The organism is Prosthecobacter sp. (assembly GCF_044227185.1).
GTDB lineage: Bacteria > Verrucomicrobiota > Verrucomicrobiia > Verrucomicrobiales > Verrucomicrobiaceae > Prosthecobacter.
The window spans coordinates 350399-371059 of the sequence record NZ_JBGAFO010000002.1; the positions used below are offsets into that span (position 1 = coordinate 350399).

General features: G+C 61.5%; 18 protein-coding genes and 1 pseudogene. 12 read left to right on the forward strand and 7 right to left on the reverse strand.

What is annotated here, in order from left to right:
• Nucleotides 1–100: 100 nt before the first annotated feature.
• Nucleotides 101–784 (forward strand): hypothetical protein, encoded by a 684-nt coding sequence (locus ACILSQ_RS05910; protein ID WP_395742664.1) that lies wholly within the window; start codon nucleotides 101–103, stop codon nucleotides 782–784.
• Between the two features lie 1043 nt (nucleotides 785–1827).
• Here ACILSQ_RS05910 and ACILSQ_RS05915 read toward each other — a convergent pair.
• Nucleotides 1828–2769: an alpha/beta hydrolase fold domain-containing protein gene (locus ACILSQ_RS05915; protein WP_395742665.1), complete on the reverse strand. Its 942-nt coding sequence runs from the start codon at nucleotides 2767–2769 to the stop codon at nucleotides 1828–1830.
• A gap of 220 nt (nucleotides 2770–2989) precedes the next feature.
• Here ACILSQ_RS05915 and ACILSQ_RS05920 point away from each other — a divergent pair, with 220 nt between their 5' ends.
• Nucleotides 2990–3547 (forward strand): transposase, encoded by a 558-nt coding sequence (locus tag ACILSQ_RS05920; RefSeq protein WP_395742666.1) that lies wholly within the window; start codon nucleotides 2990–2992, stop codon nucleotides 3545–3547.
• Nucleotides 3548–3679: 132 nt separating this feature from the next.
• Here ACILSQ_RS05920 and ACILSQ_RS05925 read toward each other — a convergent pair whose 3' ends face one another.
• Complete coding sequence (locus tag ACILSQ_RS05925; protein WP_395742667.1) at nucleotides 3680–4477, reverse strand: thymidylate synthase; 798 nt, start codon at nucleotides 4475–4477, stop codon at nucleotides 3680–3682.
• Nucleotides 4478–4801: 324 nt separating this feature from the next.
• Here ACILSQ_RS05925 and ACILSQ_RS05930 point away from each other — a divergent pair, with 324 nt between their 5' ends.
• The 3 genes from ACILSQ_RS05930 to lspA all read left to right on the forward strand — a co-directional run bounded on the left by ACILSQ_RS05930 (nucleotide 4802) and on the right by lspA (nucleotide 7233).
• On the forward strand, nucleotides 4802–5206 hold the full coding sequence (locus ACILSQ_RS05930; RefSeq protein WP_395742668.1) for a peptide chain release factor family protein: 405 nt from the start codon (nucleotides 4802–4804) through the stop codon (nucleotides 5204–5206).
• 180 nt (nucleotides 5207–5386) lie between these two features.
• Nucleotides 5387–6520, forward strand: coding sequence for a galactitol-1-phosphate 5-dehydrogenase (locus ACILSQ_RS05935; protein ID WP_395742669.1), 1134 nt, complete (start codon nucleotides 5387–5389; stop codon nucleotides 6518–6520).
• A 167-nt stretch (nucleotides 6521–6687) separates the two neighbouring features.
• Nucleotides 6688–7233, forward strand: coding sequence for a signal peptidase II (gene lspA, locus ACILSQ_RS05940; RefSeq protein ID WP_395742670.1), 546 nt, complete (start codon nucleotides 6688–6690; stop codon nucleotides 7231–7233).
• Between the two features lie 83 nt (nucleotides 7234–7316).
• On the opposite strand, the gene ACILSQ_RS05945 is transcribed toward lspA, so the two are convergent.
• Nucleotides 7317–8378, reverse strand: coding sequence for a hypothetical protein (locus ACILSQ_RS05945; protein WP_395742671.1), 1062 nt, complete (start codon nucleotides 8376–8378; stop codon nucleotides 7317–7319).
• A gap of 334 nt (nucleotides 8379–8712) precedes the next feature.
• On the opposite strand from ACILSQ_RS05945, the gene ACILSQ_RS05950 reads away from it, so the two are divergent.
• From ACILSQ_RS05950 to ACILSQ_RS05960, 3 genes are all read left to right on the forward strand, one after another.
• Nucleotides 8713–9411 (forward strand): hypothetical protein, encoded by a 699-nt coding sequence (locus ACILSQ_RS05950; protein WP_395742672.1) that lies wholly within the window; start codon nucleotides 8713–8715, stop codon nucleotides 9409–9411.
• Between the two features lie 103 nt (nucleotides 9412–9514).
• Nucleotides 9515–9706, forward strand: coding sequence for a hypothetical protein (locus ACILSQ_RS05955; RefSeq protein WP_395742673.1), 192 nt, complete (start codon nucleotides 9515–9517; stop codon nucleotides 9704–9706).
• A 78-nt stretch (nucleotides 9707–9784) separates the two neighbouring features.
• Nucleotides 9785–10699, forward strand: a complete 915-nt coding sequence (locus tag ACILSQ_RS05960; protein WP_395742674.1) for a bifunctional riboflavin kinase/FAD synthetase — start codon at nucleotides 9785–9787, stop codon at nucleotides 10697–10699.
• A gap of 104 nt (nucleotides 10700–10803) precedes the next feature.
• Here the strand turns inward: ACILSQ_RS05960 and ACILSQ_RS05965 are convergent, their stop codons facing one another.
• On the reverse strand, nucleotides 10804–11715 hold the full coding sequence (locus tag ACILSQ_RS05965) for a ThuA domain-containing protein (protein ID WP_395742675.1): 912 nt from the start codon (nucleotides 11713–11715) through the stop codon (nucleotides 10804–10806).
• 116 nt (nucleotides 11716–11831) lie between these two features.
• Here ACILSQ_RS05965 and ACILSQ_RS05970 point away from each other — a divergent pair, with 116 nt between their 5' ends.
• The 4 genes from ACILSQ_RS05970 to ACILSQ_RS05985 all read left to right on the forward strand — a co-directional run bounded on the left by ACILSQ_RS05970 (nucleotide 11832) and on the right by ACILSQ_RS05985 (nucleotide 15869).
• Nucleotides 11832–13094 carry a CNNM domain-containing protein gene (locus tag ACILSQ_RS05970; RefSeq protein ID WP_395742676.1) on the forward strand — a complete coding sequence of 421 codons (1263 nt, stop codon included), beginning with the start codon at nucleotides 11832–11834 and terminating at the stop codon, nucleotides 13092–13094.
• Nucleotides 13095–13298: 204 nt separating this feature from the next.
• Nucleotides 13299–14234: a CNNM domain-containing protein gene (locus ACILSQ_RS05975; RefSeq protein ID WP_395742677.1), complete on the forward strand. Its 936-nt coding sequence runs from the start codon at nucleotides 13299–13301 to the stop codon at nucleotides 14232–14234.
• Nucleotides 14235–14392: 158 nt separating this feature from the next.
• Nucleotides 14393–14989 carry a non-canonical purine NTP pyrophosphatase gene (locus ACILSQ_RS05980; protein WP_395742678.1) on the forward strand — a complete coding sequence of 199 codons (597 nt, stop codon included), beginning with the start codon at nucleotides 14393–14395 and terminating at the stop codon, nucleotides 14987–14989.
• 4 nt (nucleotides 14990–14993) lie between these two features.
• Complete coding sequence (locus ACILSQ_RS05985; RefSeq protein WP_395742679.1) at nucleotides 14994–15869, forward strand: phosphodiester glycosidase family protein; 876 nt, start codon at nucleotides 14994–14996, stop codon at nucleotides 15867–15869.
• An 81-nt stretch (nucleotides 15870–15950) separates the two neighbouring features.
• Here ACILSQ_RS05985 and ACILSQ_RS05990 read toward each other — a convergent pair whose 3' ends face one another.
• The 3 genes and pseudogenes from ACILSQ_RS05990 to rpoC all read right to left on the reverse strand — a co-directional run bounded on the left by ACILSQ_RS05990 (nucleotide 15951) and on the right by rpoC (nucleotide 20639).
• Nucleotides 15951–16205, reverse strand: coding sequence for a hypothetical protein (locus ACILSQ_RS05990; protein WP_395742680.1), 255 nt, complete (start codon nucleotides 16203–16205; stop codon nucleotides 15951–15953).
• Nucleotides 16206–16252: 47 nt separating this feature from the next.
• Nucleotides 16253–16483, reverse strand: coding sequence for a CsbD family protein (locus ACILSQ_RS05995; RefSeq protein WP_395742681.1), 231 nt, complete (start codon nucleotides 16481–16483; stop codon nucleotides 16253–16255).
• 147 nt (nucleotides 16484–16630) lie between these two features.
• A pseudogene (rpoC, locus tag ACILSQ_RS06000) lies at nucleotides 16631–20639 on the reverse strand (DNA-directed RNA polymerase subunit beta').
• Nucleotides 20640–20661: the final 22 nt, after the last annotated feature.

Here is a 20661-nt window from a genome sequence, read left to right on the forward strand (position 1 = left end):
ATCGTTTCGAAAATCAAAGCGTGAGAAAGTGCTGCGGGACTGGCGTATTTTGAGGATGCGAATCCTGCGCCAGTTTCTTCTACCGCTGTCGGCCGCCGCCATGCTCATTTCATCCGCCAGAGCCGATGATGAGGCGCAACGCGCGCTGCAGGACGCCCAGGCCCTGGCCCGCGCAGGCGAATATGAGGCGGCGCTGGAGCGGCACGAGTGGTACCACACCAACGCCCTGCGGATCAGCCCGGCGCAGTATGGGGTCCGCCTTTCCTTTGCACTCAGCGATTGGAAGCGACTGGGAGAAAAGTATCCACCCGCCATGGCCGCCCTCACCGCCTTGAGAGATCAGGGCACGCAGACCGTGCTGACTGGCAAGGCCCCGCCAGAGCTGTTTCACGATGTGGTCTCCATCAACCATACCCTCTCAGCCGATGATGCGTCGGTGAAACTCTTCAAAAAGCTGGACGAAACACAGCCTGCTTTCGCCAAGCAGTGCTTTCGCTTCGTTCAGGATGCCCTCCTCAGCGCAGGCGAGATGGATTTGTTCGCCCGTCATTGCGGCGACAGCGCCAGGTATTTGAAGGGCAAGATCGCCGAGCATCAGCGGTTGATGGCTGTGATCAGACAGCATCCGGATTCCGGCCAGAGCCAGCAGCACTTCGAAAACAGGCTGGTCACCCTGACACTCGCCCTCTCAGAATATGCGGCGGCCCAGAGCGATCCGAATCTGGCGTCTCACCTGAAGGAAATGACCGCCGAAATCATCGCCGATCCGCGCCTCACGCAGTAGTCGTCGCCCGCTCTCGATCCGGACCGCCGCTCGTTTCCCATTTCCACCCAGGGGGCTCTTTTTTGGAAACGGCGGTGCCACGCCCATTTGATGGCACGAACCTCCGCGCCACGGTCCCGGGCCGTGCCAGCCGCCGCAGGCTTGCGGATTGCGCATTTGTTCGTTTCCCATTTCCATCCCAGGGGGCTCTTTTTTGGAAACGGCGGTGCCACGCCCATTTGATGGCACGAACCTCCGCAGCCACGGTCCCGGGCCGTGCCAGCTGCCGCAGGCTTGCGGATTGCGCATTTGTTCGTTTCCCATTTCCATCCCAGGGGGCTCTTTTTTGGAAACGGCGGCGATACTTCTCTTTGGATCGCAAACAAGCTCCTCTGACTGTCGCCGCCCCTCCCCTGACACGTGGCGCGTGCGCCCGCAGGCTGGACCTCATTGCGTGGCAGCCCTCACACCATCTGCGACGCGCTCACAAACGGCGGGGCTGTCCCCACTCCTTTCCACGCCAGGGCCGGCGCTCAGGCCGCAGGGCGGGTGTGTTTGGCGTGGAAGGTTTCCCCATCCCCCTGCACCTCCTTTCCGCCAGACCGCCCGGCTGCGAGGGTGCCCGCATGCCACTGCATCTGCCCGCACTCAAAAACCCGCCCCTGTTTTTGCGCGAAACCGGTTTTCCACCTCGGCTTACCGGGTCCTTCCTGCTCACACAAAGGGGCGCCAGCCCCGCAGCCCGTGCTCACATCCTCAATCCTGACTCCCAAAGGCAGGCGCACCCACCCCTCCCGTTCCACTCTCATGGCGGGCTGTCTGAGTGGTGTTTTATACCATAACATGCCTTTGTCACCCAAAAACGTGCCGCGCCCTGCCCCGTCCCCCTCCTCGGAACCCGCCCGGTCTTCATTTCCAAAAAAAGCCCCCCCTGGGGGGGAAACGGAAACGAAAAGCCGCTTCAGCCGCTTTCCCCCAGCAAGCCCCGGATGACGGGCCAGAAAGTGGAAACGCTCTGGAAACAACTGCACGAAATCCGCACGCCGCCCCCGCCGTGCCTCGCATCAGCGCGCCGTCGCGGCCTTCAGCCGCTCGATGAGATACGCCGCCACGTCCGCGTGCTTCACTTCCGGCGCACCGGGATACACCAGCTCACAGGGCACGCCCAGCTTCCGGCACTGCTCCTGCAGGCCCACGCCGAAATTGGCACTGTGCGCCGTGCTCTTCTCCGGCTGGCCCATGGCCGGCGGCGTGTTGTAAAACAGGTACACCGGCGGATCATCCGCTGTCAGCAGCGCATACGGCGAGTACTCCGCGATCCACGGCAGGATCGTCTCCCGCTTCCCCAGAAACTCCGCATACGCGCTTTCATTGTTCCCGCCCTCGACTTTGAAGCCAAAGGCGTGTGCGCCGTAGTTGTTGTTCGGAATCCATTCCCGCATCTGCCGCGGGTCCAGCGAGGTCTGCGCGCGGACCACCGCCACGCACCACAGCCGCGTGGACTCGCGCGCCACCGGGTCCGCGCTCTTCGCATCCGCCATGTCCGGATGAAACGCCAGCCACAGCGAACTGCATGAGCCCGCCGAGCTCCCCGTCGCGCCGATGCGCTCCTTGTCGATGTTCCACTCCGCCGCCTTGCTGCGCACAAACTGCAGCGCCCGCGCCGCATCATGCAGCGGCCCCTGCACCGGCGGCACCAGCCCGTCCGCCGCCGCCTCCGGCAGCAGCCGGTAGCCGACCGACACCACCGAGATCCCCGCATCCAGATAAGGCCGCTGCCCGTTGAACCCGTTCTTGTCCCCGTTCAGCCACCCGCCGCCATGAATGAAAAACACCACCGGCGTCGGCTTTCCTGCTTCCGACTTCGCCTGGTAAAAGTCCAGCTTCTGCTTCGCATGCGGTCCGTAGGGCACATCGGCGTGGGTGGGTTTGAGCGGATCAGCCGCACGTAAAGCAGTGAGCGCACCCAGCAGCAAGAGGAGGCATCCAGCGGCAGCAGATTTCATCTCCGTGAAAAGGTGCCACCGAGGGCGATCTTTCAGCTCATGGCATATGATGACCCGCGCCAGCGTCCTGGAGTGCTCCAGTCCTCTGGAGCTTTCGAACGTCCTCCGGCCCACGAAAAGCTCCAGAGGGCTGGAGCACTCCAAAACGCAAAGCGCACGCGGCGCCCTGGGCCCGCTGTCGCTACTTGCCAAACGCCTCGGCTTTAAGCAACCTTCTCCCATGCCACACATCATTGACTGGCCCCATGCGCCACCGCATCGGCTCACCGAACGCGGCACCTATTTTGTGACGGCTTCCACCTACCTCAAAGCGCATCATTTCCGCAGCCCCCGGCGTCTTGAAGTCGTCCAGCGCGGTCTCCTGGCTGTCGCAAAAGAGTACGGCTGGAGCTTGGAAGCGTGGGCGATTTTTTCGAACCATTACCACTTCATCGCTAAATCACCCGCAGATCCAGCTTCGTTGCAAACGATGCTCAAAGTGCTGCATGTGAAGCTCGCAGGCTGGGTCAATAAACTGGACAAAACGCCAGGCCGGAATGTCTGGCATAACTTCCGCGAGACCCAGCTCACGCACCCGACCTCATATTTCGCGCGGCTGAACTACACCCATGCAAACGCCGTTCATCATGGACTGGTCCAAGCCGCCAAGGACTACCCCTGGTGCTCGGCAGCATGGTTCGAACAAACCACCAGCGCAGCCATGGCGAAGTCCATCCAACGCTTCAAAACCGACAAGGTGAAAGTCGAAGACGACTACGATGTCGATCAAGACTGGTGACCCAAACCACGCGCCAGCGTCCTGGAGTGCTCCAGTCCTCTGGAGCTTTCGAACGTCCCATGGCCCACAAAAAGCTCCAGAGGGCTGGAGCACTCCAAAACGCAAAGCGCACGCATCGCTGAACCTGCAAACCTACACCGCAATCTCCGCCTTGATCGCCGGGTGCGGATCATACCCTTCCAGCGTGAAATCCTCGTACTTAAACGCATCGATTTCCTTCACCGCAGGATTCAGCTTCATCACCGGCAGCGCACGGCACTCGCGGGTGAGCTGCAGCTTCGCCTGCTCCAGATGATTCTTGTAAAGATGCAGGTCCCCGAAGGTGTGCACAAACTCGCCGGGCTGCACATCACAAACCTGCGCCACCATCATGGTGAGCAGGGCGTAGCTGGCGATGTTGAACGGTACGCCGAGGAAGAGATCGGCGCTGCGCTGGTAGAGCTGGCAGCTCAGCTTGCCCCGGTCCACAAAGAACTGAAACAAGCAGTGGCAGGGCGGCAGCGCCATCTTCTCAATGTGCGGCACGTTCCACGCGCTGACGATGTGGCGGCGGCTGTAGGGATTCGTTTTGATGCCGTGGATCAGGCGGGCAATCTGGTCGTGCGTCTCCGCCTCCGGCGCGCCCTGCCAGCGCCGCCACTGCGCGCCGTACACGGGGCCGAGGTCCCCGTTTTCATCCGCCCATTCGTCCCAGATGCTGACTTTGTTATCCTGCAGGTACTTCACATTGGTGTCCCCTTTCAGGAACCACAGCAGCTCATGAATGATGGAGCGCAGGTGCAGCTTCTTGGTGGTGACGAGCGGGAAGGTGGCGCTGAGGTCATAGCGGCTCTGCTCGCCAAAGACGGAGTATGCGCCCGTGCCGGTGCGGTCCTCACGGTAGCTTCCGTGTTCGAGCACTTTGCGCAGCAGGCGGTGGTATTCTTCCATCGCCAAGCCATAGCGGGGTGCGGGAGGAGTGCAATTTTTAAGGTGCGCGGGGGGATTTGGAGGGAGAACGGGGAAATGACGAAACCAGAATGAGGAATGACGAATGAAGCCCGAATGATCCAAAAACAGCGCATTGAGACTTGGTCATTGATTCGTCATTCCTTTGTCATTCGCCATTGATTCGCTTCGCTCCCCTTTCGGGCTCCTTTCAGTCATCTGTCTCACTTCGTTCGGCTCTGGTTTCGCCATTTTGGACACACGTCCCTTCCCCGCTCCACTCACGAGCTAGTTGCAACCTCCTTCGCGCCCCTTGATATTATCCAAATGGCCGACCTGCCTGATGATCCCGCGCTCCGCGCCCGCATGCAGAAACTCCGCATTCGTAAGGAGGATCTGGAGGAGTCGTTCATCCGCGGTGGCGGCGCGGGCGGGCAGAAGATCAACAAAACCAGCTCCACCGTGGTGCTGCGCCACATTCCCAGCGGCATCGAGGTGCGCTGCCAGCGCGAGCGCTCGCAGTCGCAGAACCGCCTCATCGCCCGGCAGGATCTCTGTGACCGCCTGGAGTCCATCTTCCAAAACGCCCAGCTCGAAATCCAAAACGACCGCGAAAAACTCCGCCGCCAGACCCGTGCGCGACCGCGTGGCCTGAAGCGCCGGTTTGTCGCGGGCAAGAGGCACCGGGCAGGGATCAAAGAAGGGCGTGGCAAGGTGGGTGGGGATGAATGATGGCACCGCGAGCAACGCCCCACCGGGCCGCTTCCTGATCCTCCTCCTCTTCCTCCCTTTGTATTTCCGTTCGTCGTCCTCCATCCGGGAGAAGGAGTAAGAGTAGGAGGAAGAGGAAGATTGCCGGACTTCCCCCCTTGCCTCCGGCCCCTCCCGAGGCATGATCCGCGCTCCCCACCCATGAAAGCGCTCGTCCTCACCGCCCCCTCCGAGTTCAACTACGACACCAGCTTCCCCGACCCCACGCCCGCCGCAGGCGAGGTGCTGGTGAAGGTGGCCGCCTGCGGCATCTGCGGCAGCGACATTCACGGCATGGACGGACGCAGCGGCCGCCGCCAGATGCCCATCGTCATGGGCCACGAGGCAGCCGGTGAAATCATCGCCCTGGGCGAAGGGGTGGAAGGCTGGAACCTCGGCGACCGCGTGACCTTTGACTCCACCGAATACTGCGGCGAGTGCGACGAGTGCAAGGCGGGCTTTGTGAACCTCTGCCCGAACCGCCGCGTGCTGGGCGTCTCCCCAGGCGAATACCGCCGGCATGGCTGCTTTGCCGAGCGCATCGCCCTGCCCACCCGCATCCTGTACCGCATCCCCGATGCGCTCTCTTATGAAAAGGCCGCCTTTGCCGAGCCCGTGTCCATCGCCCTGCATGCGGTGAATCTGGCCGATGGCATCGAGGTGGGAGAGGCCTTCACAGCACACGCTCATGATGAAAACTGCGCGCATGGCTGCGAGCACGGAGCAGCGGTGGAAGACGACTCGGACGAAGGCATCGGCGGCACTGCGGTCGTGGTGGGCGCGGGCCTCATCGGCCTTCTCGTCGTGCAGGCCTTGAAGGCCCGGGGTTGGGAAAAGGTCATCGCGGTGGATCTGGACGACAGCCGTCTGGAGCTGGCCCGGAAGCTGGGTGCCGAAGAAACCTTCAACGCGAAGCAGGAAGGCCTGGCCATGCACATCCGCAAGATCTGCGGCGGCGACGGCGCGGATGCGAGCTTTGAAGTCGTGGGCGCGGGCGCGCCGCTGGATCTCGCCATCCGCTGCGTGCGCAAAGGCGGCCAGGTGGTGCTGATTGGGAATCTCCAGCCGAACACCCCCTTCCCGCTTCAGGAAGTCGTCACCCGCCAGCTCACCATCAAGGGCTCCTGCTCCTGCGCCGGCGAATACCCGGAGGCGATCCGGCGCATTCAGGACGGCAGCATCCAGGTAGAGCCTCTGCTCAGCGCCGTGGCCCCGCTGGAAGAAGGCGCCGGCTGGTTCAAGCGCCTCTACGATAACAAGGAAGGGCTCCTCAAGGTCGTGCTTCAACCCGCGTAAATGCTGCGCCAATGACGAATGCAGAATGATGAATGTCGAATGAGGTCAGACCTCCCCTGACTCTCTTCCTTCCTCCGTTCGTCATTATTTCCTTCACCCCCCCGGGCTCCCTTCCGTCGTCTGTCTCGCTTCGCTCGGCTCGTCATTCTGGTTTCGTCATTTATCCCATGATCCGCCTCTTCCTGCTCCTTTCACTGCCGCTTTACATCCTCGACCAGTTCACCAAGAGCTGGATCGTGCAGCATTTCAGGCTCTATGAGCATGAGCAGGAGGTCATCCCTGGCATCTTCTGGCTGCATCATGCGTCCAACACCGGCGTGGCCTTCGGCATGTTCAATGGCACGCAGTATGCCAACTACGCCTTTGCCGCCATCTCGCTGGGAGCGCTCGCCTTCATTTACGTGATGCATGGCAAAGGCCTCTTCCCCGGCAAGCTCAGCCGGCTGGCTGTGGCGCTGCTGGTCTCCGGCATCTTTGGCAATCTCACCGACCGCCTCTTCCGCAACCACGATGGCGGCCGCCTTTTTGACGGCACTTTCTTCGACGGCTACGTGGTGGACTTCCTGCGCTTTGACTTCGGCTTCTGGCCCTTCCACCCCTGGCCTTCTTTCAATGTGGCCGACTCCTGTGTGGTGTGCGCGGCGATCCTGCTGGCGGTGGCTTCGTTCGTGGAGACACCGGGCAAGCCTGCGGAAAAGAGCAAGCCAGCCTGAGCACCTGCGCACTGCCTCGGATTGATAGGTCCCATACGACCTATGAGTCCCTTTAGCCCAAAGCGTTCACTCAGTACCCGCGCCTACTGCTCCACCGGCACCGGCGACCAGCGGTAGATGCCATCGTGCCAGGACAAGGCTCCCGGCGGCGCCACCTTGCGCTTGGTCTCCACCCAGAGAAAGCCGCCTTTGCGCTTCAGCGTGATGCTGATCTCCTTCGCGTCGTCCGGCACGTCTCCTTCAATGAAGACGGCGCCCGCCGTGCTCTCGTCGTTCTTGGTCTTCACGGACTCCGCCGGAATCTGCCCCGCCAGATCGGATCCCTGGTTTTCATTCACGCGAGTGCAGGAGAGGTTCACTCGCAGCTTGCCGTCTTTCGCACGGCGGATGCTCACGTGGCCGCCAAAGCCGTCGTCATACTCGCCGTCCCAAGCCCCCATGCTCTTGGGGTCTGGGGCCTGGAGCACGAATGCATAGGCCACTGCGGTGACCTGGGCCAGCTTGAGCCAGTATTGTGCATCCTTCTCAGGCGAGATGGTTTCTTTGCCTGAAGAGAAAGGCTGCGCCGGCTTCACCTGCTTTGGCTCCGGCGGCTGGTAGGCGATCTTCATCCACCGCCCCAGCAGCCACGGCCAGCGTGCCTTCCACTCTCCAGGCACCGTCTTGTCCGGGCCGGCCCACAGGTGGGGTGCCTCCTTCAGCGCCGCATTCAGCCGGCCCTCCGCCGCCTGGAATTCCTTGCGCGCCAGTTGCAGGCGCTTGTCATCGCTCACACGGCGGTAAATGCCGAGGATGCCCACGTCCTGCGGCATCTTCTGCCCGGGCTTGAACAGCACCTCCATCTTGGACTCGCCGCCTTTGGCAATGAAATACGAGCCGCGGTCCTGCCCCTCATCCACCGCAGCGGCAAAGGTGACCACATTGTCTTTGCGGTTCCCCTGCCCTGTCCAGATGCCGGTCGAGCCCGGTTCTGAGGCATTCCGCAGCAGTACCTCCACGCCGGTGGCGGAGGTGTTTCGCAGCGTCAGGTAGCGCATTCCCTCCTCATCATAATAATGCACCACCGTTTCAGCGCCACGCCCCCACGCAGTGGCCAGGACGAAAGCCAGGACTATGGCGCGAAACGGCTGCGGGCATGAGTTCATGGGCTCTCACTCTCAAAGAAGACGCTCGGTGCGCAAGAATTAGAAAAAGGTCATTTTCCGGCCTCTCTATAATGATCGTATTTTCCGACCGATTGTAGTATCGGCCGCCTTTTTTTGACTTTTTCAGCGGTTTTTATCGGTTCAGGTCACATGAATCGTGTCCACTCTCTCAGATGACATTTTTCTAAATCATTGGTTATCAAACCATTGACCCGAACACCGCCTATCATTTTTATCATTTTTACAAAATTATGATCAAATTCTGATATGGCTGTTGCATTGATTCTAGTTTTTGCTATAAATACTAGCAGAAGCAAGAACCACTTACGCAGCCATGAAAACAATCATCCGCCTCGCACTCGCCGTCAGCCTCCTCGCTGTTGCCACCGCCGCGAACGCCCAGAATGGTTATTATGCCGCCGGCTACTATGCCGCCCCCCAGGCACAGGCTGCTTACGCTCAGGAACAGGCTAACGCGCAGGCTTGGGCCGCATGGAACGCTCAGCAGCAGGCCAATGCGGCCGGATGGGCCCGCTACTACGCCGACCAGGCCGCAGCTCAGGCTGCCGCCCAGCGCGCCGCCGCCCAGCAGGCCCCTGCCGCGCGCCCCGCCGTTGGCAATTCTCAGATCCGTTTCGACGGCCGCTTCGCTTCGGTCGGCGCCACCGCCCCCCAGGCCCTCCAGTTTGCCGTGTATGCCGCCAACACCCTCCAGAACAAGCCCTACGTGCTGGGTGCCGGCCATCGCAACATTGAGGACAGCGCTTATGACTGCAGCAGCAGCACTTCTTATGTCCTTATGAAGGCAGGATTGCTGAACCGCTGCCTGTCCAGCAAGGAGTTCGCCAACTATGGCGAACCTGGACAGGGCCGCTTCATCACGATCTGGGTGAAGCCAGGCGAGCATGTTTTCATCACCATCTGTGGTCTTCGCATGGACACCTCCGGTCGCGTGGCTGGCGAAGGTCCCCGCTGGCGCACCCAGGGCCGCAACTATGCTGGCTTCAGCCCCCGCCATCCTTCGGGCATGTAATTCTCATTTTTGTGACTCGATTCTCACACGCGTAAACAAAGCTTCATTCAAAACTGAATCTCACCGCCTAAATCACCTCGAAATTCTCAAACCTACGAATCATATGAAGACGAACAACACCACCGCCACTGCCTCCAACAAGGAAATCACCCTCGGCTGGACCTCGATGCCCGCCTACGGCGAAGTGATGCCCCAGATCGTCGGCACCGCCCACACCGATGTGAAGGCCAGCCTTAACCTCGGCAAACAGAGCGTTCTGAAGACCTTCTGGAGCACCCTGAGCAACCTCAAGTAAGCAGCGCGGGCGGCCCGAACGCCCTTGTGGCCTTGCGCTCTGCATCACCGCTGGTATTGGCTGCTTCTCCAACCCAGCATGCAGGTTCTTCGCTCCATCGACGCCCTTTCCACCCTTCCCGGTCCCCTCGCCCTGGCGGTGGGGGTGTTTGACGGCATGCATCTCGGGCACCAGGAAGTCATCCGGGCGGCTCAGGAACACGCCACGCAGCATCATGGCACTGCGGTCGTAGTTACGTTTGATCCCCACCCGGTGCAGGTCCTGCGTCCGGGCTCAGCGCCACGGCTGCTCTGCGGCCCGCGGCATCAGCAGCTCATCCTGTCACAAACCGGGATCGAGTGCCTGCTGGCGTGCCCGTTTACCGCCGAAACGGCAAAAACCCCTGCCCGCGAATTCATTCAGCAGCTCGTGCGCGCCTCACGCCCGCTGGGCTGTGTCTCCGTAGGCTACACCTGGAGCTTCGGTCATGGCCGCGGGGGAAACATCCATCTCCTCATGGAAATGGGAGAGGAGCATGGCTTCGCCGTTTACGGCGTGCCGCCTTTAAAGATCGAGTCCCAGGTGGTCAGCAGCACACTCATCCGTGAGGCGGTGGCGCGTGGAGATTTCGCCAAGGCGGCCACCTTCCTCGGACGGGAATACTCGGTCTTCGGGACCGTGGTGGAGGGGCAGAAGCTTGGCCGGCAGCTCGGCTTTCCCACCGCCAACGTGGCCGTCGAAAACGAACAGCTTCCGCCACTGGGCGTGTATGCGGTGGAGGCGCGCACGGAGACGCAGTGGCTCCCTGCCGTGGCCAATCTCGGCCGCCGCCCCACCGTGGCCGCCGATGCCGAGCCCTCGCTGGAAGTGCACCTGCTGGACTGGAGCGGCGATCTCTACGGCAAGGACATGGAGGTGCGCTTCAAGCGACACCTGCGCAGCGAGATGAAATTCAGCAGCCTGGATGAGCTGAAGGCGCAGATCGCCCGGGATGTGGCGGCGGCAGCCAAGTAGCCTTGTTGCTGTGCAGCAAGGAATAGCTCCGCCGCGAATAGAACACACGGTAGTCTGCAGCGCTGGCTATTGGCAAAGCGCTTCCCAGTTCCAAAGGAACTGGGCTACTTTGCCTTCGGCTTCGGAGCTTCCTGCTTGGGATAACCTTCCAGCTTCACCACGCTCACCGTAGTTTCCGTGGGAAAATCCGCAGGCACGGCTGCGGTGCGCTCCACATCGCCGGTGGCGGCCCATTCGGTGCCACGCTGCAGGATGGTGTAAAAACCGCGGTCCAGCATGGAGTAGTCCGCATGGCCCAGCGTGGTGTGAAACACGCGGCCTTTGTGGTAGCCCAGTACCATGTTGTTCGGTTCATTCACCGCGCTGAGATCGGACATGGAATAGCTCAGGATGTCCACGTTTTCCGCGGGGCCGCGCAGCTTGCTGTACAGCTCGTCCTTCGCGTGCATCCAGCGCTTGGGCAGGCCGCGCATGATGGGATGATCGGGATTCTGCACCTCCACCACGAACTCATGCTGCGCGCCGTGGGCACCGCCGTTTCCCGCGACGGTGTCACGGAAGAGCTTGCCGTCTTTCACATAGAGCCAGGGGCCGGACTTTTCATTGCGCCCGCCCCAGCCGCCCACGCCGATCATGTCGTTGTATTCCTTCCAGTCGGGAAAGGAGTTGTTGGCCGCATGGATGGAGACGAAGCCGCCGCCATCGGCCACATACTTGGTGAAGGCATCGCGCACATTCTGCGGCCAGGGTTCGCCGTTGTAGTTGCTCACCACCGCCGCGTAGTCGCTGAACACGGGCTTCCATGCATGCCAGGCCTCCGGCGGCGAGCCCTTGGGCGGCGTGGTGCTGACATCGACGGTGAAAGCGCCGCTGCTTTCCAGCGCGTTGCGCAGCACCGGCGTGGTGATGTCCCACTTGTGGTTGTTCTGGCCGTCCACGATGAGGACTTTCAGTTTGTCGGCAGCCTGCAGGCTGGTGAAGGCACAGACGAGGATGGAGAGGAGGATGGAGCGCATGGTTGGTTGCGCCCGTTGCTAGCAGCCCGATGCATTTTTGGCAAGAACGAACGCACATTCCGTTCCGTAATAGACCTTGACCGTGAGTGCTGTTCCCACACTGATGCGTCCTCTCGATGCCCCTGTTTGTCGCCTTTCTACTCTATCTCGCGCTGCTGCTGCTGCTCGCGGTCATTTCCGCCACGGAAACGGCCATCCACAGCGCGCGGGACATCGAGGCGCAGCTGCTCGCCGCAGGTGAAGGCGCCGTGGCCAGGAAGCTCCGCGCCATCACCGCGAATCCTTTCATGCAGCTCCACCGCACGCTGCTGCTCTCCGCGGCGCTGAATCTGGCGCTGGCGGCGCTGGGCCTGTGGCTGGTCACGGGCCCGCTGCGGGCGCTGGGCTGGAATGCCTGGCTCACCTCATCTGTCTTATTTTTGGCAACGGTCCTGCTAGGAGACATGGCCCCCAAGTTTTTCGCCGCCCGCAATCCCTCCGTGGTGCTGCTCGGCAGCCTGCGTTTGCTGCATCCGCTGCGCAACGTGCTGGACCCCCTGGCCGCCCTGGTGGACCGCACCACCGACGTGCTGCTGCAAAAGTTTGTGACCCGCCATATGAAGGTGCGCATGCCGGTGACACGGGATGAATTTGAAACGCTGGTGGAAATGCGCCAGGAGCAGGGCCTGCTGGACAGCGATGAGAGCGCCATGATTCATGAGGCGCTGGACATCGAAGCCCTCACCGTGCGCGACTGCATGATCCCTCGTGTGGATCTCGCGCTGATGAGCAGCGAGGACTCGCCGCAGAAAGCCACCGCCATCTTGGAGAAATCCGCCAGCCGCTTTGTCATCGTTTACGGCGAGACGCCCGACTCCGTGGAAGGCGTGATCGACGTCGGTGCCTGGAAGCTGGCGAACCGAACCGAGTGGCGCACGCTCATGCGCGCGCCCGCCTTTGTGCCGGAAACCATGCCTGTGCTGGAAGCCCTGGAGCACCATCTGCAAAACGACGAACACCCGGTGCTCATCGCGGACGAGTATGGCGGGCTCGAAGGCATGATCACGCGCCGCGAGATTGCCGACTGGCTGCTCTATGAGGCCGCGCCCTGGCATGGCGAAACCTCGGAGATCCGCGATCTGGGCGGCGGCCGCTTCCTGCTGGATGGCGGCACGCGGCTGGATCACCTGCGGGAGGAGCTGGACGTGGCGCTGCAGGCTGACGGCATCGACACCATCGGCGGCCTGGTTTTCAACCAGCTCGGCCATGTGCCCAAGCCGGGAGAGCGCATCAGCCTCGACGCTGCTGACATCAAAGTGCGCCGCATCGTGCGCGCCCGCATTCAGGAGGTGGAGCTCCGCCTCAAACCCAAGCCCGAAGCAGACTCTGACGCCGAATGAACAGACATTGATTTCATCAGCCTCCGTCTGAATGACGAAACCAGAATTCCGAATGACGAAGAAATGTCCAATGCGCCAAAGACCCAAGGAAGATCCAAACATGCACCGCTGCCCGAGCACCGTGTTTTTATCATTCGTCATTCCTCATTCTGATTTCGTCATTCGACCAGAAAATCCGCCCTTTCTTAACCACCGCTTTCCCGCATGACCTGGTTCCTGCTCATCCTCTGTCTTGCGCTTTCCTTCATGCTTTCCGGCCTGGAGAGCGCGGTGATGGCCGTCAGCCGTGTGCGTGTGCGCCATGCGGCGAGCGCGGGAGACCGCCGCGCACGCGGCCTGCTGCCGCTGCTGGAGGACCGCGATGCGCTGATCGGCTGCATCACCGTGGCGAACCACCTCACCAACCTCGCGGCCTTCCTGCTCGTGGCTTTTCCCGTCATTCATCATGCGAGCCTGTGGGGATATGTGCTCGCTTTCACCCTCGCGATGCCGGTGTTTCTCATCGGCCTGGAGGTCATGCCCAAGAAGCTCTTTCGCAGCTATCCCTTCCGCTCCATGCGCAGTGTCTCGCCGCTCATTCATCTCGTGGGTCTGGCGCGTCCTTTGTTTCGCGTGGTGGCCGGGAAGAAGCACACCGACTCCTCTGAGGTGCCCAGCGAGGCACGCCAGACGCGCGGACGCGACGACCTGAAGGCTCTGGCGCACGCCCTGGCCGCCCAGCATCAGCTTTCCCCCAATGCCACGCACCTCATTGAGCGCGTGCTGGACTACAAAAAGCTGCGCACGTCCGACGTCATGCAGCCGCTGGCACGCAGCGTGGCCCTGGCGGCGGAGATTCCGCTGAGCACGGCGCTGATCGCCGCACGTGAGCAAAACTGCACGCTTCTGCCCGTGCTGGGGGACAACGGCAGCTTCATCGGTCTGCTGGACACCACCGACCTTCCCGCGACGCTTCCCCCCGACCGCCTGGTGCGCCACCACATGCGCACCCTGGATGCCGTGTCCGCCAGCCTGCCCGCACTGCATACTTTGCAGCGCCTGCGCAAATCCGGCCGCCGCCTGGCGATCGTGGTGGATGAGAAGCAGCAGCCGCTGGGGCTGATCACGGAGGAGAGGCTGCTGGAGCCGCTGATGCACTGAAGGGGAGATTTATGATTTACGATTTATGATTTACGATTTGGGGAGCTCGATTTCGAAAGCGGCCCGGCCGTTTGGGAAATCATAAATCGTAAATCATAAATCATAAATAGAGAGCCCCCGCGGTTGAAAATCTCCACCGTCCCCGCCATCCATAGGCCATGCCTCAGCTCGTCTTCGCCACGTCCAATGCCCACAAAACCGAAGAAGTCGCCGCCATTCTGGGAGATGGCTGGCAGGTGGAGGATCTGCGGGCGCACCCAGGCGTGACGCTGGACGAGGAGACTGGAGACACCTTTGAAGCGAATGCGATCATCAAAGCCGTGAGCGGCAGCCGTGGTGTTCCGGGATTGCTCGTGCTGGCGGATGATTCAGGCCTGGAGGTGGATGCGCTCGGTGGCGCACCCGGTGTGCGCAGCGCGCGCTATGCCGGTGAAAATGCCAATGCCGCCGACAACCGCGCCAAGCTGAAGGCAGAGCTGGGGAAAGTGCCGCAGACCGCGCCTTTCAACGGGCGCTTTCAATGCTGCATGGTGCTGGCCCGTGATGGAGAAGTGCTCCACGTCACCGCAGGCAGTGTGGAAGGCCGGCTGCTGACGCAGGAAGTCGGCGCCGGCGGCTTCGGATATGATGCGCTTTTCATTCCCGAGGGCTTTACGGAGACCTTCGGCGTCCTGCCTGCCGAAACCAAGAACCAGCTCAGTCATCGTGCGCGTGCGCTGGCGGCGATGAAGGAGCAACTCGCCTCACTGGTCTGAGCTTATGCGCCCGCTGCTTTTCTTCTTTGTTCTGGCGCTGGCTGGCTGCACCACGCCGCCGTCGTCCTCCCCTCCAGCCCAGGAGGCATCGCAGCCGCAGTCTCTCGTGCCGGGTTATCCTTCAGCGGATGAGGTGGCCGCGCAGGCTCAGGCCAAGACCGCTCCGGCTGGGCGCTGGTCGGCCATCTCCGATTTCAAAGGAGAGCCGCTCTTTGGCAACGCTTCGCTGATCGAGTACAAGATCGGTCGTGAGGATCACCCGTTTAAACTGCAGCTCGTGGTTTTTGACGACCGCCAGTTTGATTTGAAGGTCATTGACCAGCCCAAGGACTGGTCTGGTGGCAGCCGCATCAGCGAATGCATGCAGGGTGCTGCGGCGGTGGCCGGTGTGAATGGCGGTTTTTTCACGCCGGAATTCACCCCCATGGGCCTCATGATCGCCCAGGGGCAGCGCACCGGCACGTGGCAGACCGGGCCGCTGCTGACAGGGGCCGTGGTGGTCACCTCCCACCCGCAAATTCTCTGGAATGCCGAGGTAAACCCACAGCAGGCACGCGAGCTCATCCAGGCCGGCCCGCGTCTGGTGGATGGCGGCCAGGCCGTGCCCGGACTCGACCGCCGCAAGCGCAGCACCCGCACCTTCATCGCCAACGACGGCGGCCATCAATGGCTCTTCGGCCTCGCGCATGACATCACCCTGAGCGAACTCTCCGAACTGCTCACCACGCCGGGCATCATGCCGGCTTTCACGGTGAACCGTGCGCTCAATCTGGACGGCGGCCACTCCTCCGCCCTTTATTACCGCACGAATGCGGGGAGCGAACGCTCCTTCCCCGGCTGGAGCACGGTGAGGAATTATCTGGCCATCGTGCCGAAGTGAGAAGAAGAAGTTTCAATCGTCCTCGGTGGTTGATGATCGTTGACGGTTGTTTTCCCAAACAGCCCCCATGCCTGCAGCCATCTACTCAAAGGGACATTCCATGCCGTAAAATCGACGGAAGAATTCTCTCCTTCGTTCGCTCTCGGTGGGCAGGTCCCGAACACTGCCCCATACCAGCCTTCGCGCCGTCTCCGTCATGCTGAATCCCATCAGCAGCCTTTCTTCCGGGGTCTTGCGCATCATGGCGGCGAATATCATGGCGTTGATCTCCGGCGCGGTATCCTTCACGGAAAAACCCGTGTCAGCATATCTGTCAGGTTCAATGCGGCTGACCATGTTTCAAGGTACTACCCAACCAGTCTAATACCGCCCGTGCTCGCAGCTCAACGACAACTTCGCGGAGGCTGGCCAATCTCCTGCCACAGTTCTTCACAGGCGCGTCTGGCCCTCCGGATGGCGGCGCGTTTTTCGCCGGTTTTCTTTTGGATGCGACCGAGGAACTCGTCGGTCTTGCCTTCCTCGTATTCGAGGTCGTCGGAAGTGACAAGGGCCCAGGCCTGCTTGAGTTTGCCCTTAAGGATGTTCCAGTCAGCTTGAATGCAGAGAGTGCTCATAGTTAGGATATATTAACTAGTTTTCGCCCTTATGCCCTCAGTTGGACGCCTGAACGTCACCTAAAGAAATCAGCAGGCCCGCACGCAAAACCGCCTCCGCCGGCTTGCACCGAGGGAGGCGGGTAAGGGTTGGAACTGGCGGGCTGCTTAGGCCGCGTCTTCGTCCACGGCAGGCAGAGCGGGGCGCTCGGTCTCGTGAAGTTCGAAGTTGCGGTTGCTGATGAAGCCGGTGCCGGCCGGGATGAGATGTCCCATGATGACGTTTTCCTTGAAGCCACGCAGGAAGTCGGACTTGGCAAGGGTGGCGGCCTCGGTGAGCACACGGGTGGTGTCCTGGAAGGAGGCGGCAGAGATGACAGAGGAACTCGGTGTCGCCGGTGTCGGTGACCTTCACCTTGCGCAGCATCTGGCGGATGATGATCTCAACGTGCTTGTCGTTGATTTCCACACCCTGGGCGCGGTACACTTCCTGCACTTCATTGACGAGGTGCTCGCGCAGCGCCTGCGGGCCAAGGATTTCCAGGAGGTCATGCGGGACGACAGGACCATCGGTGATCTGGTCGCCCTTGCTGACGTGGTCGCCATTGAACAGCAGGATGTGCTTGCTGCGGGGGATGAGATGTTCTTCCTGCTGGCCGGTCTTGTTGTCGGTGACAATGACGCGACGCTTGCCGCGGACGAGGCCGCCGATTTCCACGGTGCCGTCGATACGGGCGATTTCGCAGGCGTCCTTGGGCTTGCGGGCTTCGAAAAGCTCGGCCACACGGGGAAGACCACCGGTGATGTCCTTCGTCTTGGAGGCCTTGCGGGGCGTCTTGGCGATGGTGGTACCAGCCTCGACCTTCTCGTTGTTCTTCACGCTCAAGTGAGCGCCGGCAGGAATGGTGTAGCTGGCGAGGACTTCGTGGGTCTTCGGATTCACCACGACCACCTGCGGGTGGAGGTCTTCCTTGTGCTCGATCACAACGGTTTCCTCGTTGCCCGTGCTCTGGTTGACTTCCTTGGTGATGGTGATGCCGGAGATCATGTCGCGGAACTCCAGCTTGCCGGCCTTCTCGGTGATGATCGGCACGTTATACGGATCCCAGGTGACGACCTGCTGGCCCTTCTTGACCTTGCCACCGTCTTCGACGGCGATAACGGCGCCCGTGACCAGCTTGTGGCTTTCGAGTTCGCGACCGTCGTCGTCGTGGATGGACAGGACGCCGTTCTTGGTGAGGGCGATCCAGGTGCCTTCGATGGTCTGCACCGCACGCATGTCGGTGTACTTGACCGTACCGGTGTTCTTGACGTTGATGAAGGGCTGCTTGAACGAGCTCGTGGCAGCACCACCCACGTGGAAGGTACGCATGGTGAGCTGCGTTCCGGGCTCGCCGATGGACTGGGCGGCCACGATGCCGACGGCTTCGCCGATCTTCGCCATGCGGTGCGTGGCGAGGTGGAGGCCGTAGCACTTGGAGCAGCAGCCGCGCTTGCTTTCGCAGGTGAGCACGGAGCGGATCTTGAGCTTCTCGACACCGATCTTGGCGAGGTGCGCGGCTTCCTTCTCGGAAGCGAGCTGGCCGGCCTTGATGATGACGCTCTTGTCCACCGGATCATGGATGGTTTCGCAGGACACGCGGCCATAGACGCGGGTCTTGAGATCGACGATTTCTTCGTCGCCCTGATAGATGGAGGAAAGCGTGATGCCGTTGACGGTGCCGCAGTCTTCCTCGGTGACGATGACGTCCTGGGACACGTCCACCAGCTTGCGGGTCATGTAGCCGGAGTCAGCGGTCTTCAGAGCGGTGTCTGCCAGGCCTTTACGCGCACCGTGCGTGGAGATGAAGTACTCGAGCACGCTCAGACCTTCACGGAAGTTCGAGGTGATCGGACGCTCGATGATCTCGCCGGAGGGCTTGGCCATGAGGCCGCGCATGCCGGCGAGCTGCTTGATCTGCGTACGGTTGCCTCGGGCGCCCGAGTTCACCATGACGTAGAGCGGGTTGTGGTGCTTCTTGCCCTCGTTGTATTCCAGGGTGCGGAAGAGCTCGTCGGCGACGATTTCACCCACCTGCGTCCAGATGTCGATGATCTTCTGATAGCGCTCGCCGTTGGTGATGATACCGCGGCGATACTGCTTCTCGATTTCCTCGATCTGCTTGTAGGCGTTTTCCAGGCCACCGGCCTTGGCGGTCGGGATGACCATGTCCGTGATACCGATGGAGCAGCCGGAACGGGTGGCTTCGCGGAAGCCGAGCTGCTTCAGGCGGTCCAGCGCATGCACGGTCTCCTTCTGGCCGAAGGTCTGGAAGCAGCGCCAGATGATGTCAGACACCTGCTTCTTGCCAACGGTGGTGTTGATGAAGCCCAGCCCTTCAGGCCAGATTTCATTGAAGAGGACACGGCCGGCGGTGGTTTCGACCACAGCCTTGGACGGGTCGCCATAGGGGCGCTTTGGCAGGCCGTGGTCAGGATTGCGGAAGCGCACCTTGTCATTCACGGTCAGGCCGCCTTCAGCGATGGCGAACTCCACTTCGGAGGCGTCATTGAAGATCGGCACGCGGCCGTCCACATCACCCTTCTTGCCCTTGGCGTCGTGCCCGGGGAACTCGCGCAGGTAGGTGAGGAAGTAGCAGCCCAGAGGAATGTCCTGGGAGGGGTTCATCACCGGTTTGCCGCTGGCAGGGCTGAACAGGTTGTTCGGCGCAAGCATGAGCAGGCGGGCCTCCATCTGAGCTTCAATGGAAAGCGGCACGTGCACAGCCATCTGGTCACCGTCGAAGTCGGCGTTGTAGGCCGTACAAACGAGCGGATGCACGCGGATGGCCTCACCTTCGATGAGCTTCGGCTCGAAGGCCTGGATCGAGAGACGGTGCAGGGTCGGAGCGCGGTTGAGAAGGACGGGGTGGCCCTTGGTCACTTCGTCCAGAATGTCCCACACTTCCGGGGTGCGGCGTTCGATCATCTTCTTCGCGCTGCGCACGGTGTGCACCAGGCCCATCTCCTTGAGACGGCGGATGATGAAGGGTTCGAACAGCACCAGAGCCATCTTCTTGGGAAGACCGCACTGGTTCAGATTGAGGTCCGGACCGATAACGATGACGGAACGGCCGGAGTAGTCCACGCGCTTGCCGAGAAGGTTCTGGCGGAAACGGCCGGACTTGCCCTTTAGCATGTCGGACATGGACTTCAGCGGACGATTGCCCGCACCGGTCACCGGACGGCCATGGCGGCCGTTGTCGAACAACGCATCAACAGCTTCCTGCAGCATGCGCTTTTCGTTGCGGATGATGACATCCGGCGTGCGGAGCTGAAGGAGGTTCTTGAGACGGTTGTTGCGGTTGATGACGCGACGATACAGATCGTTCAGGTCGGAGGTGGCAAAGCGGCCGCCTTCGAGGGGAACGAGAGGACGAAGGTCTGGCGGGATGACCGGCAGCACTTCCAGGATCATCCATTCCGGACGGCTGTGGCTTTCGGCGAAGCCCTGGCAGAGCTTGAGGCGCTTGGCGAGCTTCTTGCGGATCTGCTTGGAGCGCGTCTTGGTCATCGCTTCTTCGAGCTCCTTGGTCACTTCGGCCAGGTTGAGCTGGGCGAAGATGTCGCGGATGGCCTGGGCGCCCATGCCGACGCGGAAGGCGTCTGCACCGTACTGCTCCTCGGCTTCACGAAGATCGACTTCGGTCAGGAGCTGGCCACGCTGAAGCGGGGTGCTGCCTGGATCGATGACCATGTAGTCTTCATAGTAGATCACTCGCTCCAGCGAACGGGCGGTCATGTCGAGCATGAGGCCGATGCGGGAAGGCATGCACTTGTAGAACCAGATGTGAGTCACCGGCACGGCGAGCTCGATGTGGCCCATGCGCTCGCGACGGACGCGGGAGAGGGTCACTTCGACCCCGCAGCGGTCGCAGACCACGCCCTTGTGCTTGATGCGCTTGTACTTGCCGCAGGCGCACTCCCAGTCACGGGTGGGTCCGAAGATACGCTCGCAGAAAAGGCCGCCCTTTTCTGGCTTGAACGTACGGTAGTTGATGGTTTCTGGATTCTTAACTTCGCCGGAGGACCAGGAGCGGGTGCGGTCCGCCGAGGCGATGCAGATCGACACATAGTCGAACTCCTCGCCGTGTTGAGGTTCCCCGAAGATTTCTTTCAAGCTCGCGTCAGCATTCATGATGTGTGGAGATGGGTGGCAG

What these genes read in the sequence shown, in the direction of transcription:
- ACILSQ_RS05930 (WP_395742668.1), top strand. Translation starts at nt 4,802, where the DNA reads ATGGCCGACCTGCCTGATGATCCCGCGCTCCGCGCCCGCATGCAGAAA.
- ACILSQ_RS05970 (WP_395742676.1), top strand. Translation starts at nt 11,832, where the DNA reads ATGCCCCTGTTTGTCGCCTTTCTACTCTATCTCGCGCTGCTGCTGCTG.
- ACILSQ_RS05920 (WP_395742666.1), top strand. Translation starts at nt 2,990, where the DNA reads ATGCCACACATCATTGACTGGCCCCATGCGCCACCGCATCGGCTCACC.
- ACILSQ_RS05925 (WP_395742667.1), bottom strand. Translation starts at nt 4,477, where the DNA reads ATGGAAGAATACCACCGCCTGCTGCGCAAAGTGCTCGAACACGGAAGC.
- ACILSQ_RS05975 (WP_395742677.1), top strand. Translation starts at nt 13,299, where the DNA reads ATGACCTGGTTCCTGCTCATCCTCTGTCTTGCGCTTTCCTTCATGCTT.
- ACILSQ_RS05945 (WP_395742671.1), bottom strand. Translation starts at nt 8,378, where the DNA reads ATGAACTCATGCCCGCAGCCGTTTCGCGCCATAGTCCTGGCTTTCGTC.
- ACILSQ_RS05990 (WP_395742680.1), bottom strand. Translation starts at nt 16,205, where the DNA reads ATGGTCAGCCGCATTGAACCTGACAGATATGCTGACACGGGTTTTTCC.
- ACILSQ_RS05965 (WP_395742675.1), bottom strand. Translation starts at nt 11,715, where the DNA reads ATGCGCTCCATCCTCCTCTCCATCCTCGTCTGTGCCTTCACCAGCCTG.
- ACILSQ_RS05910 (WP_395742664.1), top strand. Translation starts at nt 101, where the DNA reads ATGCTCATTTCATCCGCCAGAGCCGATGATGAGGCGCAACGCGCGCTG.
- ACILSQ_RS05955 (WP_395742673.1), top strand. Translation starts at nt 9,515, where the DNA reads ATGAAGACGAACAACACCACCGCCACTGCCTCCAACAAGGAAATCACC.
- ACILSQ_RS05980 (WP_395742678.1), top strand. Translation starts at nt 14,393, where the DNA reads ATGCCTCAGCTCGTCTTCGCCACGTCCAATGCCCACAAAACCGAAGAA.
- ACILSQ_RS05935 (WP_395742669.1), top strand. Translation starts at nt 5,387, where the DNA reads ATGAAAGCGCTCGTCCTCACCGCCCCCTCCGAGTTCAACTACGACACC.
- ACILSQ_RS05915 (WP_395742665.1), bottom strand. Translation starts at nt 2,769, where the DNA reads ATGAAATCTGCTGCCGCTGGATGCCTCCTCTTGCTGCTGGGTGCGCTC.
- ACILSQ_RS05995 (WP_395742681.1), bottom strand. Translation starts at nt 16,483, where the DNA reads ATGAGCACTCTCTGCATTCAAGCTGACTGGAACATCCTTAAGGGCAAA.
- ACILSQ_RS05950 (WP_395742672.1), top strand. Translation starts at nt 8,713, where the DNA reads ATGAAAACAATCATCCGCCTCGCACTCGCCGTCAGCCTCCTCGCTGTT.
- ACILSQ_RS05960 (WP_395742674.1), top strand. Translation starts at nt 9,785, where the DNA reads ATGCAGGTTCTTCGCTCCATCGACGCCCTTTCCACCCTTCCCGGTCCC.
- ACILSQ_RS05985 (WP_395742679.1), top strand. Translation starts at nt 14,994, where the DNA reads ATGCGCCCGCTGCTTTTCTTCTTTGTTCTGGCGCTGGCTGGCTGCACC.
- lspA (WP_395742670.1), top strand. Translation starts at nt 6,688, where the DNA reads ATGATCCGCCTCTTCCTGCTCCTTTCACTGCCGCTTTACATCCTCGAC.